Raw genomic sequence first — 235 nt, 5'->3', positions numbered from 1 at the left:
CAGGATCGGATGCGCCAGGCCCTCGTCGATCACGCTCTGCACCGCGCGCAGCACCACTTCCTCCTCGCCCTCGGCGTAGGCCACGCGCTGCTTGTCGGCGCGCGCGGCGTCGTACACCGGCTTCATCATCAGGCTGGTGCGGTAGACGAACTGGCTGAGCTGGTCGCGGTAGGCGTCCATGTCGGCGATCGGCCGCGTCGCCACGCCCGAGTCCATCGCCGCTTGCGCCACCGCC

At 70.6% G+C, this 235-nt stretch carries 1 protein-coding gene; it reads right to left on the bottom strand.

Annotated features, from left to right (window positions below; genetic code table 11):
* Window positions 1–235, bottom strand: a 235-nt coding sequence (locus tag SB753_RS41480; RefSeq protein WP_410805744.1) for a phosphate acyltransferase, incomplete at both ends; no start/stop codon positions are given.

Origin of the sequence: Paraburkholderia sp. SIMBA_053, assembly GCF_046534895.1 — a bacterium.
GTDB lineage: Bacteria > Pseudomonadota > Gammaproteobacteria > Burkholderiales > Burkholderiaceae > Paraburkholderia > Paraburkholderia caledonica.
This window is presented reverse-complemented; position numbering and strand designations above follow the sequence as displayed.